13 protein-coding genes are annotated in these 17,508 nt (G+C 61.3%); 5 read left to right on the top strand and 8 right to left on the bottom strand.

The annotated features are described in order from the left end of the window. Positions 1-32: 32 nt before the first annotated feature. Both SH292x_RS14640 and SH292x_RS14635 read left to right on the top strand, forming a co-directional pair. A complete protein-coding gene (locus tag SH292x_RS14640; RefSeq protein WP_442481755.1) occupies positions 33-443 on the top strand; it encodes a hypothetical protein in 411 nt (136 codons plus the stop codon). Between the two features lie 235 nt (positions 444-678). Beyond that, positions 679-1,698, top strand: coding sequence for a tetratricopeptide repeat protein (locus tag SH292x_RS14635; protein WP_442481754.1), 1,020 nt, complete (start codon positions 679-681; stop codon positions 1,696-1,698). A 64-nt stretch (positions 1,699-1,762) separates the two neighbouring features. Here SH292x_RS14635 and glgB read toward each other — a convergent pair whose 3' ends face one another. Together glgB and SH292x_RS14625 are read right to left on the bottom strand one after the other, a co-directional pair. After that, positions 1,763-3,991, bottom strand: coding sequence for a 1,4-alpha-glucan branching protein GlgB (glgB, locus tag SH292x_RS14630; protein WP_442481753.1), 2,229 nt, complete (start codon positions 3,989-3,991; stop codon positions 1,763-1,765). A 115-nt stretch (positions 3,992-4,106) separates the two neighbouring features. Beyond that, complete coding sequence (locus SH292x_RS14625; RefSeq protein WP_442481752.1) at positions 4,107-4,679, bottom strand: RNase H family protein; 573 nt, start codon at positions 4,677-4,679, stop codon at positions 4,107-4,109. Between the two features lie 454 nt (positions 4,680-5,133). Here SH292x_RS14625 and SH292x_RS14620 point away from each other — a divergent pair, with 454 nt between their 5' ends. Further along, positions 5,134-8,718: a secretin N-terminal domain-containing protein gene (locus SH292x_RS14620; protein WP_442481751.1), complete on the top strand. Its 3,585-nt coding sequence runs from the start codon at positions 5,134-5,136 to the stop codon at positions 8,716-8,718. Between the two features lie 181 nt (positions 8,719-8,899). On the opposite strand, the gene SH292x_RS14615 is transcribed toward SH292x_RS14620, so the two are convergent. Next, entirely contained in the window at positions 8,900-10,219 is a 1,320-nt protein-coding gene (locus tag SH292x_RS14615; protein WP_442481750.1) for a hypothetical protein, read from the bottom strand. Between the two features lie 179 nt (positions 10,220-10,398). Between SH292x_RS14615 and SH292x_RS14610 the strand changes: the two genes are divergently transcribed. Then, on the top strand, positions 10,399-10,806 hold the full coding sequence (locus SH292x_RS14610) for a hypothetical protein (protein ID WP_442481749.1): 408 nt from the start codon (positions 10,399-10,401) through the stop codon (positions 10,804-10,806). A 54-nt stretch (positions 10,807-10,860) separates the two neighbouring features. On the opposite strand, the gene aqpZ is transcribed toward SH292x_RS14610, so the two are convergent. The 5 genes from aqpZ to SH292x_RS14585 all read right to left on the bottom strand — a co-directional run bounded on the left by aqpZ (position 10,861) and on the right by SH292x_RS14585 (position 15,520). Further along, positions 10,861-11,604 (bottom strand): aquaporin Z, encoded by a 744-nt coding sequence (gene aqpZ, locus SH292x_RS14605; protein WP_442481748.1) that lies wholly within the window; start codon positions 11,602-11,604, stop codon positions 10,861-10,863. Positions 11,605-11,837: 233 nt separating this feature from the next. Then, positions 11,838-13,697, bottom strand: coding sequence for a hypothetical protein (locus SH292x_RS14600; protein ID WP_442481747.1), 1,860 nt, complete (start codon positions 13,695-13,697; stop codon positions 11,838-11,840). Positions 13,698-13,844: 147 nt separating this feature from the next. Beyond that, positions 13,845-14,216 carry a hypothetical protein gene (locus SH292x_RS14595; protein WP_442481746.1) on the bottom strand — a complete coding sequence of 124 codons (372 nt, stop codon included), beginning with the start codon at positions 14,214-14,216 and terminating at the stop codon, positions 13,845-13,847. A 139-nt stretch (positions 14,217-14,355) separates the two neighbouring features. Further along, positions 14,356-14,736, bottom strand: a complete 381-nt coding sequence (locus SH292x_RS14590) for a hypothetical protein (protein WP_442481745.1) — start codon at positions 14,734-14,736, stop codon at positions 14,356-14,358. Positions 14,737-14,749: 13 nt separating this feature from the next. Further along, on the bottom strand, positions 14,750-15,520 hold the full coding sequence (locus SH292x_RS14585; protein ID WP_442481744.1) for a hypothetical protein: 771 nt from the start codon (positions 15,518-15,520) through the stop codon (positions 14,750-14,752). A 244-nt stretch (positions 15,521-15,764) separates the two neighbouring features. Between SH292x_RS14585 and SH292x_RS14580 the strand changes: the two genes are divergently transcribed. Further along, positions 15,765-17,225 carry a Mur ligase family protein gene (locus SH292x_RS14580; protein WP_442481743.1) on the top strand — a complete coding sequence of 487 codons (1,461 nt, stop codon included), beginning with the start codon at positions 15,765-15,767 and terminating at the stop codon, positions 17,223-17,225. Positions 17,226-17,508 lie beyond the last annotated feature (283 nt).

Genomic DNA, 17,508 nt, shown 5'->3' with positions numbered 1-17,508 from the left:
CACTGGACTCCCGCTAGCCTACGAGCTTCGCCATGGACTTCAATCTCTCAAGCGCCATCTTCTTCGCGGGCATCGCGCAGCTTTGCGTCTTGGTGGCCAGCGCGCTGGTGCCGGTGCAACTCAACTGGCGGGAAACCTTCGCGGTGCTGCCAAGACTGGTTCGCCAAATGTACTGGGTCTACGGCGGCTACGTGGTGCTTGGTATCGTGAGCCTGGGCCTCATCTGCATCGTGTGCCACGACGAACTTGCGAGCGGCTCGCTCCTCGCCCGCGCTGTGTGCGCGTACGGTCTCGCCTTCTGGGGCATTCGCTTGGGGCTCCAGGGCGTCTTGGACGTGAAGCCACACCTCACCAAGTGGTGGCTCACCGCGGGATACCACCTGCTGACAGTCTTTTTCGTGCTGTTCGTGGTGGTGTATGCGTGGGGTGTCGTGAATCCGTAGCAGGCGCTTGCCCCTCTTGTTCACGCTTGTCGCCGGTCTAGGAGATGCAGCTCTGCTGGAAGCGCCCCATCATCGTAAAGTTGAGGGCCGTCACAGGTTGTATGGAGTCTTCATCGATCAAGTGTGGCATCCCACTAGTCGCCCCTGTAAGTTGGTAGGTAGTAGCTGCAATTAGAGCTCTGTATCAATCCAGTCCGTTGCCGCGCGATCGTCCAGTTTACGGCGGAGTCGTTCCATGTCCGAAAGCGGCAAGAAGAAGTCGGCAGGTGCACTCGCTTACGAGCGGGGAGAATATCAAGAGGCACTGGCTTACTTTTCGGAGACGCTTGCTAGCGGCCGTGCGAAGCGGCCGGAGTCCACTTGGTTCTGGATCGGGGCGTGTCACTTTTGCCTAGGGAGGTTCGACGAAGCCATTGAGGCCTTTGAGACGGCGCAGGACCTCGGCAACGATCGCCCCGAACTCATGGTTTGGTGGGTGAGGGCGATGATGCAGGTGGGGTATCGGCATTACGATGAAGAAGACTACTCGCTTGCTCTCGGCTATTTCGAAGCGGCCTTGGAAATGGACGACGGTAAACTGTCGGCCGAGTTGTGGTTTTGGATCGGATGCTGCAATCAGAGCCTGCATGAGTACGACGACGCGCTTTCTGCCTTCGAACATAGCTTGAGACTAGATCCCACTGACGAAGATCGCAAGAAGTGGTGGGCTTACAGTCTCAAGTCCGTCTCCGCCACCTGTTACTACGCTGGCGACTATACAAAGGCTCTGAATGGATTCAGTGAGATACTGAAGACAACTGAATTGAATCACCGAGAGTTAGCTGGCCTTTATTGCTGGATAGGATCTTGCCACCAGATGTTGGAAAATTACCCACGCGCGCTGGAGGCATTCGAGCAGTCGCTGGAGGTAGCGGAGACTTCGAAGGCGAAGGAGTCGATTGCCTATTTACTCGCGTTAGCACCCGTAGATGCAATCCGAGATGGAGTTCGTGCCCACAAGCTTGCCACTGAGCTGTGCGCGGAAAGTCATGACCCAGAATGGAGGTATTTGACGCTGTTGGCTGCCGCGAAAGCGGAGCTTGGCGATTTTCGGGAGGCCGTCGCCATCTACGAACGAGCTCTCGACATCATGCCCCAAGACGAGCGAGCGAAGCGAGATGATTCGATCCGCCGACTCCGGAGTGGCATGCCACTCCGCTGTAGTGCTGCGTTTGATCGTTCGAGGACGCTGATGAAAGTGCAAATCACTAAATAACATTCATCCCCCCCCCAACCCGCGGCTTCCGCCGCGGGCTGAGGTGGATGAGTTTGCTTCGTTACTAATCGCGGCGGGGTTTGAAGATCACGGTGCCCAGCGGGGGCAGGGTGACTTCCATCGACGCGGGGCGGCCGTGGCTTTCGTTGTTCGAGGCGAGGATACCGCCGTCGTTGCCGACGTTGCCGCCGCCGAAGTAAGCCGAGTCGCTGTTGCTGATCTCTTCGTACCAGCACGCCTCGGGCACGCCAATCTTGTAGCCCTGACGCGGGACCGGCGTGAAGTTGATGCACACTAGCACGAAGTCCTTAGGATCCTTCGCCTTGCGCAGGAACGCCAGGGTGCTCGCTTCATGGTCGTGGCAATCGACCCATTCAAAACCCGCACCGTCGAAGTCCACCTCGTGCAGAGCCGGCTCGCTGGTGTAAAGGTTGTTGAGGTGCGCCACGTAGTTTTGCAGACCTTGGTGCGACTCCCATTCGAGCAAATCCCATTGCAGCGACGCGTTGCAGTTCCACTCGTTCCACTGGCCGAACTCGCTACCCATGAACGTCAGCTTCTTTCCGGGGTGAGCCCACATGTAGCCGTACAAGCACCGAAGATTGGCGAAGCGTTGCCACATATCGCCCGGCATCTGGTCGAGCATCGAGCCTTTTCCGTGCACCACTTCGTCGTGCGAGAATGGGAGCACGAAGTTCTCGGTGAACGCGTAGATCAGCGAGAAGGTGAGTTCGTCGTGGTGGTACTTGCGATGAATTGGCTCGTGGCGGATGTACCGCAGCGTGTCGTTCATCCAGCCCATGTTCCACTTCAGGCTGAAGCCAAGACCGCCCAAGTAGGTCGGTCGCGAAACGCCTTGCCAAGCGGTCGATTCTTCGGCAATGGTCAGCGTGCCGGGGTGTTGCAGGTGGCACTCTTCGTTGAACTTCTTGAGGAAGTCGATCGCCTCGAGGTTCTCGCGGCCACCAAACATGTTGGGAACCCACTCGCCACTCTCGCGGCTGTAGTCCAGGTACAGCATCGATGCTACCGCGTCGACGCGCAGCCCATCGATGTGGTACTTGTCGAGCCAGAACAGGGCGTTCGAGATCAGGAAGTTCCGAACCTCGTTCCGGCCGTAGTTGTAAATCATGGTCCCCCAGTCGGGATGCTCGCCCTTGCGAGGATCCTCGTGCTCGTACAGGGCGCTGCCATCGAATTGACGCAGGCCGTGATCGTCTTTGGGGAAGTGGGCAGGCACCCAGTCGATGAACACGCCAATGCCCGCTTGGTGGAATTGGTCGATCAGGAACATCAGGTCCTGTGGCGAACCATACCGGCTCGTCGCGGCGAACATGCCGACGGGTTGGTAACCCCAGCTGCCGGTGAAGGGATGCTCGCTCACCGGCATCAGCTCGATGTGCGTGTAACCCATCCGCTGGCAGTATTCGACCAACTTGGGGGCAAGCTCTTGGTAGCTCAACCAACGATCGGGGTCCGCCGGGTCGCGTTGCCAACTACCGAGGTGAACCTCGTAGATCGACATCGGCGCGTCGAGACCATTGCGCTTCTCGCGCTCGGCAAGCCAGTCGCTGTCCTGCCAGGTGTACGAATTGAGGTCCGTCACGATATTCGCGGTCCGCGGCGGTACCTCGGCGGCGAACCCATAGGGATCGCACTTCTCGACAACGCGGCCACCCAGTTGCTTGACGGCAAACTTGTAAAGCGTGCCAACACCCATGTCCGGCACGAACAGCTCCCACACGCCGCCGGGGATGTGCTTCCGCATCGGATGCGACGTAGTCGACCACTCGTTGAAGTCGCCCACAACGCTCACGCCTTCGGCGTTAGGTGCCCATACGGCGAAGTTGACGCCTTTGACGCCATCGATCTCACGGAGCTGGGCACCGAGTCGCTTGTAGCTGTCCCAGTGATTCCCCTCGCCGAGAAGGTGCAGGTCGTAGTCGGTCAGGAGCGGCTCGAACGCGTAGGGGTCTTTCATGGTTTTCTCGATACCGTGCTTGTCGGTCATTTGAAAGTGATACTTGCCTCGCGCGATGTCCTGCCCGTTGCCATCTTGCGCGGGGCAGATGGCTTCGTACAGACCCGACGGATGAATACGACGCATCGGACGCCGGCGACCATGCGCCTCGTCCACCAACCAGGCCTGCTGCGTTCCCGGCAGGAACGCTCGCACCGCAAGGCCGCGGCGGCCATCCTCGGTCACTTCGTGTGGGCCGAGGACTTCAAACGGATTTTGGTGATATCCATGCACCAACGGGGCGACGGCATCCAAGCTAACTTGAGTACGCATATCGGAGGGGTGTTAAGCGTTAGGTTTCTAGTGACTACTAATTTAATGATTTCAGCGAGCGGGGCCCGTAAGGGCCGTGGTCGTGCCGGCTTTTCCTCCAGCCCAACCACTTCTCTCATCCCGCGGGTAGCAAAGCTGGTTCCCGAAGCGACTCCACGCGCCGCTTCGAGCGTTTTGGTTTGGGAACGACCAGCACTTCCGGCTCGTCGAACCGCAGGGTGTTGGTTTCCGTGCTGGCGGTATTTGGTGCGGCGACTTCTTCGGCCGGTGCGGCAGTGAGCTCGTCCGACACGTGATCGGCTTCGCCCCACAATCGCGACTCGACGGTGTGGAACGCCAGGACGTGGTCGACGCGCTGCCAGAGGTCGCAGTCGCGAATCGGCACCCGGCGGCCAAACCGCTCCCAATGCCACTCCTGGCCTTTCCACTGAGCGAGTCCGCGAGCGAACCCATGGCGGATGGCGTCGCTGCTGGTAAACAGCCGCACCGAGGCGGGGCCGTCGATGGCTTCCAGGCCGCGGACAACCGCCAAGAGCTCGCTGCGGTTAGCCGAATCCTCGGTGACGAGGTCGCTGGCGGTGATGGTTTCGTGGCTGCCAGCTCGCAGCAGCAGGAATCGCCAAAGATATTGGCCCGACGCATGGCGCAGGGCTTCGGTGAATAACAGGTATTCTGGGCGGGCGGTCATGATTGGCGACACCGAGGACACTCTGGCGGGGTTACTACTCTTGGTGGGTAGCGCGCTGGCGTCCTTGGCACACGCTGTGAGGGCGGTGCGAAGGATTTCGCGGGCCGCACTCCCCGTTTGGGCTGGGCATCGGTGCCCGGCTCGAACGTGATTGTATTGGTATATCGTCAAAAGTTACCCAGATGATCCATGTTTCCAGGTCGTTTTTCGCCAACTTTCCCAGCTCGACACGTAACCACCCCGGCCAACTTCGGCAAATGCCGACGGACCGCTTGAAACCGAAACCGCCCGGAGCACCGCAAAACCGGTGGCGAGAGCGCCGGGGTCTGCCTATCATGGAGTAATCCCGCCCTCAACGCTCTTCCCGCCTTAAATCGCTATCTGGTCGGTGCTTAGGTTCGCAAACCTCGCGCCGATTCCTCTCCCCGGACACATTTGTAATATGCCCGCTTCGATGTCGACGATCTCAACCTTCGCCCGCGTACGGAGCTGGACGCTCCCCTGTGTAGCCACGCTCTGCCTGGCAATCGCCAGCCCGCTACTGGCAGCCGAGGCGGAGTTCGTTGGTCTCTTGGCTCTGGCGACCGAGCCGTCGTCTACCGCGACGCTGAAGCTGACGGACGACCAAGAGCAGAAGCTGCTGGACCTGCTCGACTCCCGCGAAGCCGCCGCGCTGGCCGTGGCCGCCCAGGTCCGCGACCTCTCGCCCGAAGAGCGCAGCGAGAAGCTCCGCCCCCTCCGTGCCGAGTCGCAGCGTCAGATGGCCATCATCCTGAGCGACGCCCAGATCGACTCGCTAAATACCCTTGCGGCGACCAAGCCCAACGAGTTCTACGAACCGCTCGGCGAAGCCCCGGCTGCAGCCCCGCAGCCAACCTCTGAGGCCGTACCCACGGACGAGCAACCCGCCGCGGAGAACTCCGCGACTACCGAAGCCAGCTCCGACGGCGAGGCGATCCCCGAGGGCACTGCCGAGCCCCAGATGGAGGATTCCGCTGCCGACGAGACCAAGCCCGACGCCGAAGCGGCGCCGGCTGAAGGAAGTGAACAAGCTGCAGACCAAGAATCCGACGACGATCGCGAAGAGACAGAAGATCGGGGACCAGGAAGCTCGCGCGAACGCGGTGGTTTCGGCAGCCGGTTCGGTGGTCGCGAAGCGGGCGAACGTCCCAGCTTCGGGGGCCGTGGCGAGCGTCCTAGCTTCGGCGGTCCTTCGCGTCGTTCGGACGATGAGGAAGACGGTCCTTCGCGCGGCTCTTCAAGTCGTGGCGAATCGTCACGATCCGAGCCAGCGCCTTCGACCGCCGACATTAGCACGTTCCCGAAAGCCGACGCCGACGGCAAGCTGTCGTTCAACTTCCGGTACCAACCGTGGCAGGACGTGCTCGACTGGTTCGCCGAGCAATCGGACCTGTCGCTGGTGCTTGAGTCGCCTCCCTCCGGAACGTTCAACTACACCGACAGCCGCAGCTATACGCCGGCCGAAGCGCTCGACGTGCTTAACAGCGTATTGCTGACCAAAGGTTATACGCTAGTACGCCGCGAGCGGATGCTGGTGCTGGTAAACCTCGAAGATGGCATTCCGCCCAATCTGGTGACCGACATTCCGCTGGACGAACTCGACAAGCATGGCGAGTACGAGCTCGTCCGCGTGTTGTTTCATGTTCGCAACATGACCCCCGAGGCCGCTTCGGAAGAAGTGAGCCGGATGGTTGGCCCGCAAGGTGCCGTCGTGGTGCTACCGCGTGCTGGGATGCTGCAAGTCACCGAAACTGCCGGGCGCATTCGAGCGATTCGCAAAGTAATCGAAGCGATCGAAGATCCCGAGTCGCTGAAGACGGGTGACATCAAGCCGTACGACCTCCAATACGCTTCGGCGAGCGCGGTGCTTCCCGTGCTCCGTCAGATGCTCAACATTCCGATCGATCAATTTGCCACCGCCGACGGAACGTTGCGTCTTGCGGTCGACACTAGCAGCGGTAGCCGTCTGCTCGCGTTCGGTACGCCCGAGATGATTCGCCGCTTGGAGGAAGTGCTCAAGCTGGTTGATGTCCCCGGGGCAGGGGGTGGTCCGCTGGATCAGCTCCAACTTGAAGTCTACCCCGTCAGCCAAGCCGACCCCGATGCGACACTTCTTGTGCTGCAAACGCTGCTTGCCGACGAGCCTGGTACACGCCTCACCATTGACCCCGCAACGGGCAATCTTGTGGCGCTTGCCACGTCGCGCAACCACAACACGATCCGCGCGACGCTCGGCCAGATGCAAGAAGATGCGCGGATGATCGAGGTGATCCCGCTCAGCTCCGTCGAGCCCCAACTCGCGCTGCTGTCGATCAACAAGTTATTCGGCATCACCACCGGCGAGGGAGCCAACCCGCGTGCTCCGATTGTCGATGCTGACTTGTCGAGTCGCAGCCTGATGGTCCGCGGTAGCAAATCGCAGATCGAACAAATCCGCGCGCTCCTCAATCAAATGGGCGAATCGGGCGACGCCGACTACGCGGCTACCGACCGTGGTAACGTCCGTTTGCTGCCGCTCACGTCGTCCGAGGCTCGCTCGGCACTCGATCAGCTCGGCCAGATTTGGCCCACGCTCCGTTCGAATCCCATCAAGATGGTCTCGCCAGCCGTGGCGATCCGCTCTTACCGTCCGGCCGAGCAGGACTCGCCTGATACCGCCGCGCCCGAGGAAGGTCTCGACGTCGAAGGCATGTTCCGATTCGGCGCGCCAGAAGAAGAGGAAATCGACCAGCCCGTGCCGAGCGACCGTGGTGCGAACACGCAGCGCCGCATTCGTGCGACGCCCGCCGTCTTCGCTGGCCAATCGGAAGGTTCCGTCGTCGCGGTAGCCGATCCCGCCCAGGCAGCACCGGAGACGGATGAACTCGCGGCACCCGTTACCGAGCCAGCAGCTGAAGCCCCAGCAACGGACAACACACCTGCGACCGAAGAAACCGTCCCTACGACCAAGGCCAAGCCGGGATCGCCGATTCTGGTTGCCCCCGGCCCTAGCGGCCTGTTGATTGCCTCGGACGATCTCGAAGCGCTCGATGCCTTCGAACGTTTGCTCGAAGCATCCACCACGGCGACCACCAGCGGCCGCGAGTACGCTGTGTTCTATCTCAAGCATGCCAAGGCTGCGACCGCCGCGGCGATTCTTGGCGAAGTGTTCGGTGCGTCGGGCGGAACCGGTGGCGACAGCCTCATGGGTGGTATCGCCGACGCCGCGCTCGGCGACATCGGTGGTGGTTTGATGGGCGACCTACTCGGCCTTGGTGGCTCGGGTGCCGCGACTGGCTTCTCCGCCGCTGGAGTCGACATCGTGACCGACGCCCGGCTGAACATGCTGATCGTCTACGCACGCCCTGACGACATCGACCAAGTGTTTCGCCTACTGCAGGTGATCGACCAGCGCATCGGCCCCACCGACATCGAAGCCGGTGGCCTGCCGCGAATGATCCAAGTGAACAACACCTCGGCTGCCACCGTTGCCGACGTGGTAAAGAGCCTCTACGCCGATCGCATCGAAGGTGGGGCTGGTGGCCAGCCCTCGCCTGAAGACTTCATGAAGATGCTTCGTCAAGGCGGACCAGGGGGCGATAACGCCGCGGCGCAAGAGCCCGCGAAGATGTCGGTCACCGTCGACACCCGCAGCAACAGCCTAGTGGTCCGCGCTCCGGACGAACTATTCAATCAAGTGAAAGCCTTAGTCGCCCAGCTCGACACCGAGCAGCTCGACAGCGCTCAGTCAACGCAGATCGTGTCGCTCAAGTACAGCAACACCAACGCCATCAAAGAAGCCCTTGGCAACATCCTTGGCGAGCAAGCCGTCACAACCACCACGCAGCAGAACGCCGGTCAACAGCAAGGCCGTGAGGGTGGTGGCGATCAAGCCCGCCAACGCGAAGAAATGATCCGCCGATTCCAGGAAATGCGTCAACGCATGGAACAGGGCGGCGGCCGCGGAGGTCCAGGCGGTGGTGGCCGAGGCGGCGGCGGTGATCGAGGTGGGCGTGGCGGCGGTCGCGGCGGCCGTTAATCACGATGCAATCGCAAGCACCATAGCCGGACCGCCACGCGGTCCGCGAGCTACATCGCTTGTGTTCCGATTGCTGACGCGTGGCGACAGGTCACGGTATCTGCAACTCGATCAGCGCTATGAGAATCCTTCGCGGAGGCACGTGTGCCTCCTGCTATTGATGGCTTTCTCTAGGGAAGAACTAACGCCCGCGACCTTCGCTACGCCCCTCGCCGCGACCTTCACCATATTCGGCGCCGGTGACAATGCCGTCGCCGTTCTTGTCGTAGCCCTGGAATTCACGGACTTTGCTGTCGGTCCAGCTGGTGCTGAACTCGGCCATCGACACCTGACCGTCGCGGTTGTCGTCGTAGCGTTCGACCCAACTGCGGGCACTGCCTTCGATGCGTTCGAGGGCCGAAGTAAACCGGTAAGAATTCCGGCCGGTCTTCTCTTCCCCTTCACCGCGCGAGCGACCCGATCGCGACGAGCTGCCATCTCCTTCGCCGCGGACGCGCTGCATTAGTTCGTCGATCGTAATCCGACCGTCTTTATTCAGGTCCGAGCGCTCGGCATTGGTCATGCTCTTGAACTCGTCCCCTTCGATGATGGAGTTCTTGTCCTTGTCGTACTTGTCCATCAAGCTCTTGATGTACTCTTGAGCGCGGTCGCCCGAGCCCTGTTCGGCAGGGCGAGACTCTTCGCGGCCCCGTTCGGGCCCTCCACGGCCTCCCCAACCACCGCGTTCACCTCCGCCACGTTCGCCACCTCCCCAGCCACCGCGGCCACCACGCTGTTCGCCGCCGCCTCGTTCCCCGCCGCGATCACCACCCCCCCAGCCACCTCGTCCCCCCCAACCACCACGGTCTTCGCGCCGCTCTTCGGTCTTGGCGGCTTCGGGTGCCGGCGTTGCGGTTGGCATGACGAACGGACGCTCTTTCTCGGGATCGAGCATGATGAGCTCGTCGGGGCTCAACAGAGTGTCAAAACCAGGTACTGGTTCCGGGGGAAGTGGGGCCAGGAACGCGGTAGGGTTTTCCTCGCGCTGTTTCTGCAGGTCCTGCCCCGCACGGGCGCGAATGAATTGCTCGGTCGAGATCGGCTTCGAAGGGTCGAGGCCCGACTTTTTCATCTCGCCCTCATACCACCCGCGCCACCGCTCGTCGAGCTCCGACGATTCGACTTTGCCATCGCCGTTGCGGTCGAGTCGCTGCATGAACTCCCGCCGCCGGTCTTCGGACGAGCGGTTGTCCTCCTCACGGCCGCGGTCTTCGCGGCCTCGGTCCTCGCGACCGCGATCTCCTCGGCCACGTTCTTCTCCGCCCCGATCGCCGCGACCTCGGTCTTCTCGGCCGCGATCCTCCCGTCCGCGCTCTTCACGCCCGCCCCGCTCACCGCGTTCTCCCCGACCGCCCCAGTCGCCACGCCCCTCGCCGCCACGTTGGGCCAGGGCATCGGGAGCGGGGCTCGCGCAGGCGACCGCGAGGCCAAGAAGTACGGAAAACAGACCGGTTTTTTGCATATTTGGGCTCATACTCTTATTAACCCCGCCACCGCCGGCGAGTGTCGCGGCTCCCCTGGAGGGCGGCCATTGGCTCGAACCCCATTCTAGTCGGCCGGCTCCGCGCGGCGAGCGGAAAAACCGCGGCCCGCCGCTTAGAATGGGCGCGTTCTCGCCCCCTCCAACCCCGACTACCGCCGATGGAAAACCCCTACACCTCGCCGCAATCGGGCCCCCGGCCCACGCCTCTGGACGACGACTTGGCGGACCCCGCCGTGCTCCGCCTCGCGCGAATTGGCGAAATCGCCGTGGCGTGGGAAAACCTCCGCCTGCCATACAACATCATGCTGGCGGTGGTTGCGCTGGTGGCGGTGCTGAACATCAACGCAGAGCTGCTCGCCAACCCCCGGGCGATGGTCGCGATGCTGCTCGCCGCCCTGGCCGCCAACGCCTGCTTCTGCGTGGGCCCACTCCTCGAAGGCTACGTCACTTGGTTCTTGGGCCCAGTACCGTGGCTGCGCGGGGTGGTGTTTGTGGTGGGTTCGATGGGGGCGATAGGGCTGACGATGGTCGTGGTGGTGATGGTGAGTTGGGAAGGACAGGTTTGACAGGTGGATTTAGACTATATCCATCGCGAACAACTAGGGAGCTATGTTCCACCGCTAGCGCTTCGCCTTTGCGTCCGCTGGCTCGGTCTCGAAGCAGGCTTTGTAGGTCACTCCGGCAATGGCGGCACCGATCATGGGGGCTAGCCAGAAGAGCCACAATTGCATGAGCGCCCAGCCTTGCACGAACATGGCGGGACCGGTTGATCGGGCGGGATTCACGGACAGGTTGGTCACCGGAATACCAATCAGATGGATAAGCGTCAGCCCCAACCCAATCGCAAGGGGGGCGAAGCCCGCCGGAGCTCGGCGGTCGGTGGAACCCATGATGATCATTAAGAACATGAAGGTCAGCACGACTTCGGCCAGGAAGCAAGCCACCAGCGTGTATCCACCGGGCGAATGTTCGGCATATCCGTTCGCGGCGAAACCGTCGGCGAGAGTGAACCCTGCTTGGCCTGACGCGATGAAGTACAAGATCGTGGACCCAGCGATGCCACCCAGCACTTGGGCCACCACGTAGGGCAGCAGTTCCTTCGCAGGAAAACGCCCGCCGGCCACCAAGCCCACCGACACCGCCGGATTGATGTGGCACCCGGAGATATGACCGATTGCAAAAGCCATCGTTAGAAGCGTTAGTCCGAACGCCAACGCAACGCCCATAAACCCAATGCCAAGGTTCACCGATGTCTCGCCCATCGGAGAAGCAAACTTCGCTGCCAAGACGGCGCTACCGCAACCACCAAAGACCAGCCAGAACGTGCCAATGAATTCGGCGACACAGCGCTTGTGGAGTTGCATGTTCATCCCTGGCTAAAGAAAAGTGCACCGGTGCCCTGTGCGTTCGCCCCGCACCGAGACGATCTATCCCACAAGACCGGTGACCCACAAGGTACGACGTGGCGCAAGCTAGGTCAAGCATTGGAGAAGGCTGGGAGCTCGAGGCGATGGGTACTGAATAAGTACCAAACGTAAGACTCAAGCAGACTTGGCGAGGGTAGCGCCGGTTGCGAGAGTTGCCCTCCCAGAGGAAGTTATTGGCTCGCTGCTGTCAGCGTACCAGCGATGTCGTCATAGGTGAGCTTGTAGCGGAGGGTGGCGGACTTGGTGAAGTCGATCGCCTCGGTCCGTAGCTCATCGTGCCGTCCCAGTGAAAACCAAAATGCCTTCAGCGGCACGTCCGTAAACTTGGCCTCGCCCTTCTCGTTCGTCTTCTTCGATGACAGGATGCTACATGACGGGTAAAGCTCTTCTCCGTCCAGCGTGATAGAGAAATCGGCCAAGGGCTCGCCGTTTTGATTCACGAGCTCGACCGTCAGCTGCGCCGCTGGCTCCATCACGAAGTCGAGCTCGTACGGGTGGCCTCGATAGACGATGCCCTTGAAGTTCCATCCACTCTCCTCAAGATCTTTCGGCCGATAATTCGCCATGCCAAGGGCACCGTTTTGACACATATCCCGTTCGTAGTATCCCGGCTTGCGTGCGTAGATCGTCGCCACCTGTAGATTCGGCCCGTCGTCCAGGAATAGCATGCCTGGACCGAACGGCAGCTCGTAGTGCCCCGCCGCGTCGGTCTTGACGGGTACGCTTGTTCGAAGTGTGCCCCACCCCGTCGCGGCGCGGACTTCAACCCCTTCGAGCGGGCGACCTTCGCCGTCCGTGATACGCCCCGTAACAGCAAACGGGTGCCCGGAGACGTTCGGCGTCGGCCCAAGGGGCGCATCGCCATCGAGCTCAATGTCGACTACTCCGAACTGCCCCTTGTACACCCACACGATCGTCTTCGTATCCACCCAAGCAAGTTCGGATGCCCCGTGGTTCAGTACTTTGCGGGCTTCATTGCCGTCGGGATGAACGATCCAGATTTCTTCGCGGGTTGTCTTCTCATTGGAATCGCTTTGCGTCGAGTCATGATGCCGGTAGGCGAGCCACTCTCCGTCCGGCGACCAGACGGCGCCGTACGCTCCGCTCATCGACCAAGAATAAGGTTCCTTGGTCGATACATTGACCGGCGGGTCGGAGACGTTCGTGATCGGTGATGTTCCGCCTCCAAGGAATTGCGCCGCATCCAACACTCCAACAGCCCCGTCCAAGGGTATGCCGCCGCGCCAGCTCCCGCCCTCGACGATGTCTGTCACTACCGCAAGTTGCCTTGAGTCCGGTGACCAACCCGACGCCGTTCCTTTGGCGGCGGGCTTATGTACTTTGCCCGAGTCCGCGTCGATAATCGCAAGGGGATAGTCCTTTACGTAATGTCCGATGCCACACGCCAAGTAATTCGAGTCGGGTGACCACGACGGTAAGTTGGCGACCGTTTCGTCGAGTACTTGCTTGACGGACTGCTCTTCGAGGTTCACCAGGAACAGTCCATGTTTCTGTTCCACGTCGGGATGGGTCTTAAAGTAGTTCCGCCGATCTCGGTCATTGGCAAACTCTTGGTCTACGGGCGAGTAGTTGCCGCAGAAGGCGATCCATTTGCCGTCGGGTGACAGGCATTGATGAAAGAACGAGTCGCACCCCGACGGCATCCGCAGTTCGCCGGTGGGATTGCCTTCCATGTCGATGAGTTGATAGCCGTCCTCACCATGCCTGGTGACGAAAGCGATGCGCTCGTTGCCGTACCACTGCACTTCGTCCACAGCGTTGGCATCGATCGGCAGCGCGCGGCGATCGGTACCATCGGCGCTCCCCACAATGATGCGAACCTTTTGCTCGCCGTTGGGACCGACGGCGATTTGCCCGTACGCGATGTGCCGACCGTCGGGCGAGACGAGCTGGCTGACGGGAGTGGCCGACTCGTCCGCAGCGAGCAGGGCCGAGCTGAGCAGCATGAGGGCTGCGGCCGCCAGAAAGAGACGCGGAGCTTGTTCCAGGTAACGATTCGCCGTACGCATCGCAATTACCTCCGTGGGGAGAATCACCCAATCGCAACGTCGATCGTTATTGGAACGAATTGGCGCGAAGTTGCCAATTGGAAACCGATGCTAGTACCCAAACTTCGGCTGCAACGCTACGCACGGAGGGTTTACGTCACCCCCCTACTAGTCGCTGGTGTCATTCCCGCCCTTCGGCTGAAACTTGCGTTCAAAGATCTCGAGGGCGTGCTGAGCATCGCTGCCCCAGCTTCCGGGAAACGCGGCTTCGAGGATGCGACGAACGGCCTGCCAGCCGTCAGAATCTCCTACGATCGCGTACCGAGTATTCCAGCCTGACATCATCACCTCTACGAAGTACGGATCGGCCCCAATTTGATTGGTAGCCTCGATCCACATCCGGCGGATCGATATCCGCTGCACGTTAACGCCGACCTCGGCCGTGAAGTAATCCTCGTCGTCGCGTTGCCACTGTAGACGGCCGGCCTTCGTTTCTTCGTAGATTCGCTGGAGTAGGGCGGCGTCGTCAGGAGGAAGCACGGTTCTTGCCCAGGTAGTCTAGCTCAGTTGCCCGCAACAAGACGCGGGGGCTACGCAAGTGAGTATACTGAGGGCCAACACGTCGTGGCAAACGCCAGTTTTTGAACTGTGACCACAATTGGGCTCTATTGGGCTGCGATTACCCTTCGAAGATTTCGTAGCCAAGCTTAGCGGCAGCACGGTCAACCAATTTTCGGGCTGCCCCGTCGATGGCGTCCGGCGATCCGAAAAATAGTTCTGAATCTGGCATGACACACGTCTGCGCCATTGCGTCCGACCCGTCGCTGAATGCGACCATCACTGCTTCGTTCTGCACAGATCGTAGCCATGCCAAACGCTCCTGTTTGCCCGGCAACGAATCTGGAAAACGCAGAGTGGCAGCAAGCATTCCGTCAACCTGATTCATTCCTGCTTCCGCGTCCGATTCAAAAACGTCGAACTCTTCGTGTAGCAGCTCCACTATGCGAGCTACCGAATGCGGCTCCGATCCTTTGGGCGGTAGTAGTTTGATGAATGCCATTGCAACACCGGACCTAAGCGAGGACATCTCCCAGCACCGCCGCCCCCAGCTGCTCCACCCGCCACGGCTTCCCCAGCACTTCCGTCGCCCCGAGCTCTAGCGCTCGCTCCACGCGATCACGGCGCGGGAAATCAAGCAGCACCACTAGCGGCGTGTGTTCGGGTAGCGATTGGCGGAAGCTCGCGAGCTGCTGTTCTTCCACTTTATCAAGCTGCGCTCCAACCCACACGCCGGCCGAGGCGTGGGTGGTGAGCGGGCGGCGGTCGTGGCGGGGGGACCAGGCGCCCGCCATGCCGAGGGTTTCGCACGCGTCGAGCAGGGCGTGGGCCGAGTCGTGGTCGGCGGTGTCGATCGCGATGAGTTTAGGGCTCGCGGGCCGAGTGATCGGGCGGTCGTCACCGGGGGCGAGTTGCCAGTGCGCGGGGCGGTTCTCGATCCACGCCGCGCGGACGGTCTGCCACCACGGCGCGAACTGGTACCAGAACACCCGCTCGCAGTGGGGCAGGGGGGCACCAGTCCGCATCTCACCTTCGCACCAACTACCAAGCACCACCGCCATGCCTGCCAGGGGCATGCGGGCGCGGAGGCCGTCGATCAACGTCGGGTCGATGTTGCTGGGACGCGACTGAAAGGCGACGAGAAGTTCGAAGGGGCTTGGTTCTTCGCTCGCTTCTGCATGACGCGTGAGCTCGACAATCGCGTCTTGCTCGATGAGTTCGACCGCGCGCGAAAATTCATCGTGCTCGAGATCGCCGATTGCTAGCACGCGGAGTGGTGGGGGCATGATGGTAAGTTTCGCTCTGGTTTTTTCGGGCTCGGAGAGCCCTCCCACAACAGTCATCGTTGGCCTTAGCGTAGCAGTCCGGCAAGCGAAATCCAATCGTCCAAAAAATCTGCCTTGACAGATTTTCGGCATTCGGCGAAACAAACACTTGTCGGTTGCAACACCCGCGCTGCCAAGGATGGTAGCAGCAACTGGCGACCACATTGATGGTGGACCCACACGGCAAGACATGGAGGTCGCGCCGATGAATGCATCAACTTATCCTCAAACTGCGCACGGTACGCTCGTATCGAAAGCCCTTCCTGCGGCCCAGCAGGCAGGTGGCATCGATGTTGCCGCGACCAGCTGCACCGACTCGGTCGATTCCATTCGTCCGGGCGACGTGTTCGTGGTTTGCGATTCATCCGCCGATACCCACGCTGTCGCCAAAGAGGCGGTTCGTCGTGGCGCGTCGGCGATTGTCACGGAGCGTTTCGTCCCCGTGTTTGGCGTTCCCCAATACGTGGTGGACGACGCCCGCGCGGCCTACAGCGAACTTTGCCACGCGATCCTCGGAAATCCCAGCCGCGAACTCAACGCGGTCGCGATTGCCGGCACGCATGGCAAGACTTCGATTGCGATGCTGCTCGACAGCATCCTGAACATTGCCAAGAAGAGTGTCGCTACGGCGACCAACCAGTTCACTCGCATCGAAGGACAGCGGGGCCGCTTCGTGCTGCCGACCACTGCTCCGGCGATCGCCGACTTCGTGGACGAAGCCCTCGCCGAGGGTTGCCGTCACGCGGTTGTTGAGCTGAGCGAAGAAACGCTACACACCAAAGCCGCCCACGCCGCCCAGTTCGACGTGGTCTGCCTCGCGAACCTGCACGCCGATCGCAACAGCGGTCGCTCGCCGCACGCGTCGCGTCAAAACATGATCTCGGCACTCGACCAGCTCACGCCGCAAGGCATGGCCGTGTTGAATGCCGACGATGCCGAGTCGATGCGAGTCTTGGCCGAGTACGATGGCCCCGTGCTGACGTTTGGCCTGCACCATCCGGCGGAGATCACTGGTTCGGTGCTCGAACAGCATGCGAACGAACAAACTTTCCTGCTGACCATCGGTGACGAGTCGGCGGCCGTGCGAACGAAAATTATCGGGGAAACGCACGTCGCTAACTGCCTTGCCGCTGCGGCCATCGCGAAGGTCTACGGCGTGTCGCTAGCCGACATTGCTCGTGGCATCGAGCGAGTGACCGTGGTGCCGGGCGTAATGCATCGGTTCGATGCGGGCCTCGGCGTGCCGGTGTTCGTCGATCGTGGTGCCACGCCGATTGCACGTGGTGCGGCGCTTACCGCGGCACGTGGCGTTGCCCGCGGCCGAGTGATTGCGGTGGTTGGGCAGCAATGCTCGGTCACCCAGGCTCTCGCCGACCACGCCGTCACCACCGGCGGCTTCGCCGACGACAAAGTGATTACCGACGCGGTTGCCAAAGTGCTCGCCGCGCTCGAAGTCACCCAGACCGAACACTTGCGAACCATCACCGAGAAACTCACCGGCATCGCCCTGGCCATCATGGCGGCGAAGGACGGCGACGTTGTCTTGGTGAGCGGACTCGACTCCAGCACACCGCGTCAGCGTCATGCTTCGACGAGCGTGTGCGAGTCGCAACTAATTCAAGCTTTGATGTATGAGCTGGCCGCCGAGCAAAAGAAGGCTGCCTAAGAGACACGTTCCGTTCGCGGCGGAACTGCGAGCCGCCGCGAATCGGAACTACTAACTAGTAATAACGAATACTTCACCAAACCATGCTGTAACTTCGTCGTCAGTTGCGCGGATTGCGGGGTCTTGCGCAACTACCCTCCCCTTGGGTTGGAGCATATTAGCCGACTGCCGGGCAGTTACTGGGTCGATTGCCCATAGTCGGTGCTTCGCGACGAAGTTAAGAACTGAGCGTCGGGGCGACGAACATCGTCGCCCCGGCGTCTCAGTGGATACAACCGCTTCC

The organism is Aeoliella fuhlenseeensis (genome assembly GCF_052161615.1).
Lineage (GTDB): Bacteria > Planctomycetota > Planctomycetia > Pirellulales > Lacipirellulaceae > Aeoliella.
Note: the sequence above shows the minus strand (reverse complement) of the source record. Positions and strands in the feature narration are given on the sequence as shown.

What these genes read in the sequence shown, in the direction of transcription:
- SH292x_RS14640 (WP_442481755.1), top strand. Translation starts at nt 33, where the DNA reads ATGGACTTCAATCTCTCAAGCGCCATCTTCTTCGCGGGCATCGCGCAG.
- SH292x_RS14635 (WP_442481754.1), top strand. Translation starts at nt 679, where the DNA reads ATGTCCGAAAGCGGCAAGAAGAAGTCGGCAGGTGCACTCGCTTACGAG.
- glgB (WP_442481753.1), bottom strand. Translation starts at nt 3,991, where the DNA reads ATGCGTACTCAAGTTAGCTTGGATGCCGTCGCCCCGTTGGTGCATGGA.
- SH292x_RS14625 (WP_442481752.1), bottom strand. Translation starts at nt 4,679, where the DNA reads ATGACCGCCCGCCCAGAATACCTGTTATTCACCGAAGCCCTGCGCCAT.
- SH292x_RS14620 (WP_442481751.1), top strand. Translation starts at nt 5,134, where the DNA reads ATGTCGACGATCTCAACCTTCGCCCGCGTACGGAGCTGGACGCTCCCC.
- SH292x_RS14615 (WP_442481750.1), bottom strand. Translation starts at nt 10,219, where the DNA reads ATGCAAAAAACCGGTCTGTTTTCCGTACTTCTTGGCCTCGCGGTCGCC.
- SH292x_RS14610 (WP_442481749.1), top strand. Translation starts at nt 10,399, where the DNA reads ATGGAAAACCCCTACACCTCGCCGCAATCGGGCCCCCGGCCCACGCCT.
- aqpZ (WP_442481748.1), bottom strand. Translation starts at nt 11,604, where the DNA reads ATGCAACTCCACAAGCGCTGTGTCGCCGAATTCATTGGCACGTTCTGG.
- SH292x_RS14600 (WP_442481747.1), bottom strand. Translation starts at nt 13,697, where the DNA reads ATGCGTACGGCGAATCGTTACCTGGAACAAGCTCCGCGTCTCTTTCTG.
- SH292x_RS14590 (WP_442481745.1), bottom strand. Translation starts at nt 14,736, where the DNA reads ATGGCATTCATCAAACTACTACCGCCCAAAGGATCGGAGCCGCATTCG.
- SH292x_RS14585 (WP_442481744.1), bottom strand. Translation starts at nt 15,520, where the DNA reads ATGCCCCCACCACTCCGCGTGCTAGCAATCGGCGATCTCGAGCACGAT.
- SH292x_RS14580 (WP_442481743.1), top strand. Translation starts at nt 15,765, where the DNA reads ATGAATGCATCAACTTATCCTCAAACTGCGCACGGTACGCTCGTATCG.